At 67.4% G+C, this 3422-nt stretch carries 3 protein-coding genes; all 3 read right to left on the reverse strand.

What is annotated here, in order from left to right:
- Nucleotides 1–809, reverse strand: an 809-nt coding sequence (locus Q4C89_RS09295; protein WP_303102327.1) for a CCA tRNA nucleotidyltransferase, incomplete at its 3' end; no start/stop codon positions are given.
- A complete protein-coding gene (locus tag Q4C89_RS09300) occupies nt 806–2050 on the reverse strand; it encodes a S1C family serine protease (RefSeq protein ID WP_303102328.1) in 1245 nt (414 codons plus the stop codon). The genes Q4C89_RS09295 and Q4C89_RS09300, both read right to left, overlap by 4 nt.
- A 129-nt stretch (nt 2051–2179) precedes the next feature.
- A complete protein-coding gene (gene pstS / locus Q4C89_RS09305; RefSeq protein ID WP_303102329.1) occupies nt 2180–3352 on the reverse strand; it encodes a phosphate ABC transporter substrate-binding protein PstS in 1173 nt (390 codons plus the stop codon).
- Nucleotides 3353–3422: the final 70 nt, after the last annotated feature.

Genomic DNA, 3422 nt, shown 5'->3' on the forward strand with positions numbered 1-3422 from the left:
AGCAGGGCGGCGCTGTAGACCGCAGGCGTGACGGCTTCCCCCCCGTCCTGAAGGGCGTCGAGTTGGCGCAGCAGCGGCAGCCCTGGCAGCAATTCGCCTGCGCCCCAATCGTGGAGTTGCGCGGCAGCCGCACCGGGGCGGGGTTCAGCCAGCAGCAACTTGGCTTCGGCCCACAGGCGCGGCGTGGCGTGGGCTTGCGCCAGAGCAGCGGGCACCTGGGCCAGCAGCTCCGGCGTGGCGTGCAGGCCCAGCCGGGCCGCCAGCCGTGCGCCGCGTACCAGACGGCTGGCGTCCTCGTGGAAGGACTGCGAATGCAACGGGCGCAGTTCGGCACGTTCGAGGTCGCTCAGCCCGCCCACCACGTCCAGCACTTCGGGCGCGGCGTCGGGGCGCAGCACCAGCGCCAGCGCGTTGACCGCGAAATCCCGGCGGCACAGGTCGTCTTCCAGCGTGCCGGGCGAGGGCACCGGGTTGCGGCCCGGTTGCGGGTAAGTCTCCCGGCGGGCGCGAACGAGGTCGGCACTGCCTCCATCCGGCAGGGTCAGCGTGGCATTTTGAAAAGCCGGGTGAAAGACGAACGGCCCCCCACCCGCCTGGGCCAGCCGCTCCACCGCGCCCCCCGCCGCGTCCTCCACCACGATGTCGAGGTCGGAAGGCGTGCGCCCCAGCAGCGCGTCCCGCACCGCGCCGCCCACCAGCGCGAGGCGCGATGACCCCGCCGCCTGTGCCAACTGCCACAGCCACTCGCGGTCAGCAGGCCGAAGCTGCGCCCAGACGTGGGTAGCGGGGTCTGCCAGGGTCGGCCTCACTGAAAAGCGCTTTCGTCCAGCGTCAGCGTGACGCGGCGCTCCTGCTTTTGCCGCACGACCTTCAGTTCAATCTGGTCGCCCACCTTTCTGTCCAGAATGACGGCCTGGAGGTCTTCCAGCGCGTCTATGGGTTGTCCGGCGGCCTCGACAATCACGTCGCCGCCCAGGGTGATTTTGCCGTCCCGGAACTCCTCGGTGCGCGTGCCGCCCTGAAGTCCGGCGCGGGCGGCAGGCGAGTTGGGAGCCACCTCCCCAATCAGCAGCCCGGTGTCGGGCAGGCCCTCGGCGGCCTTGCCACGCGGGTCGAGCATGCCCAGGCCCACCGCCATCGCCTGATTGCGCCCCAACACGATGATGCCCGGCACCACGCCGATGCGCGGGGCGTTGACCACCTTGCCCTGCGCGGCCTGCAAGCGGGGCAGCAGGTTCTTGGCCGCGTTGATGGGAATGGCGAAGCCCACGCCCGCGCTCTGGGCCGCGCCCGCCTGTCCGCTGGGCGAGTAGATCTGGGTGTTGATGCCGATGACCTGCCCGGCGCTGTCGAGCAGCGGCCCGCCCGAGTTGCCGGGGTTGATGGCGGCGTCGGTCTGAATGGCCCGCTGGGTGATGCCCTCGCCACTTTGCGAAAAGCCGATGGGAATCTGGCGGGCCGAAGCGCTCACGATGCCCTCGGACACGCTGAATTCCAGACCGAAGGGCGCCCCCATCGCCACCGCCTTCTGGCCCACGCTGATTTTGTCGCTGTCGCCCAGCGGGATGGCGTGAATGTCGGCCTTGCTCAGTCCTTTGGCCCGAATCAGCGCGAGGTCATACATGGGTGCAAGGCCGACCACCTCGGCGTCTACCGTCTTAGAGCCACCGTAGAGCCGCACCTGAATCCGGTCTGCCGCCCGGCCCGACGACCCGGCGACGACGTGGTAGTTGGTCAGGATGTCGCCCGCGTCGTTCACGAAAAAGCCGCTGCCCACGCCGCGCTGCACCTCGGTCTGTGGGCCGCCCAGAAACCAGCCGAAGGGGTCTTGCTGCACCACGCGCTCCTCGGTGGAGATGAACACCAGCCCCGGCTCGTGCTTTTGCACGATTTCGATCGTGTTGCGCTCGTTTTCCAGCTTGGCGGAGGCACTCGGCGGCGTGACTGAGGCGGGACGCGCTTCTCCCAGCGGGACTTGGTCGCGCAGCAGCGTGGCCCCCAGCCCCAGCCCGGCCAGCACCAGCAAGACGGCAATGCCTTTCGACTTCATGGGCATAATTGTGTCACGGCCAGGTGACGGGCACAGATGCCGCGCACGCAAAGTTCAGACAGGCAAACCTCGGACAAAGAGCCGCGCCCCAGAGTTGCCAGGGCGCGGAGGGGTTGAGGTTGAGAACGGTTAGAGCGCTTCCTCGCCGTAGGTCATGCCGTTCACGACATTTTGGGCCTTTTCGACCACGTTGGCGGGCAGCGGCGCGTAGTCCAGCGGCTCGTGGTACTGCTGCCCGTCGGTGAGCACCCAGCTCAGCAGGTTCTTGAGCGCCTGCCCCTGCTCGCGGCTGCGGCCCCCGTAGTTCTGGTCCTTGTAGAAAATCAGGTAGGTGAAGCTGGCGATGGGGTAGGCGTCGGCATTGGTGGTGGACACCAAGCTCACGCGGGTATCGTCGGGAATCTCGACGCCCTCGGCGGCAGCTTCACTCGACGTCACGTCCGCCTGCACGAAGTTGCCCGCGCCATTCTTGACCGCGCCGTAGCTCAGGCCGTTTTGCTTGGCGTAGACCAGCTCGGTGTAGCCGATGGCCCCCGGCGTTCCCCGGATGACGCCCGCCACGCCGTCGTTGCCCTTGGCCCCGGTGCCGGTGGGCCACTGCAGCGAGTTGCCGCGCCCGACCTTGTTCAGCCACTCCTCACTGTTGCTGCTCAGGTAGTCCGACCAGACATAGGTGGTGCCCGAACCGTCCGAGCGCCGCGCCACGGTGATGGGCAGACCGGGCAGCTTGAGGTCGGGGTTGAGCGCGACCAGCGCCGGGTCGTTCCAGGTCTTGATCTTGCCCAGGTAAATGTCGGCCAGGGCCGCGCCGTCGAACTTCACGGGTTCGCTGACGCCCGGCAGGTTGTAGGCAGGCACCACCGCGCCGATGGCGGTGGGGATGTGCAGCAGCGTGCCGGGGGCCTCGTTCATCTGCTCGTCGGACATGGGGTTGTCGCTGCCCGCGAAGTCCACCGTGCGCTCGATAATCTGCTTTTGACCGCTGCCCGACCCCACCGACTGGTAGTTGACCTTGGCTCCCTGATACTCGGCAAACATCTTGGAGTACAGCGGGAAAGGAAAGCTGGCCCCGGCCCCGGTCATGCTCAGGCCCGAAGGGGTAGAGGAGGAAGTGCTGCTCCCAGTCGTCGTGGCCGGAGTCTGGGTGGTTTCTGTCGTGGTCTCGGTGGTCGTCTCGGTCGTGGTGGTGGTGACCTGCTTATTGGTGCAGCCGGTCAGCAGCGCGAGGCCCAGCAGCGACAAACCCGCGCTCAGACGCAGGCGAGAAGCGGAAGCAGAAGGGGAAAAGGTGCGAAAAGTCATACAGAGAAGCTCCTTCATACGGCGATTAGGGGTTGACAGTTGAGGCGGAAGGTGCGAAGCGAAGATTGTA

It is taken from the genome of Deinococcus sp. (assembly GCF_030523985.1).
Classification (GTDB): domain Bacteria; phylum Deinococcota; class Deinococci; order Deinococcales; family Deinococcaceae; genus Deinococcus.

What these genes read in the sequence shown, in the direction of transcription:
- Q4C89_RS09300 (WP_303102328.1), bottom strand. Translation starts at nt 2,050, where the DNA reads ATGAAGTCGAAAGGCATTGCCGTCTTGCTGGTGCTGGCCGGGCTGGGG.
- pstS (WP_303102329.1), bottom strand. Translation starts at nt 3,352, where the DNA reads ATGACTTTTCGCACCTTTTCCCCTTCTGCTTCCGCTTCTCGCCTGCGT.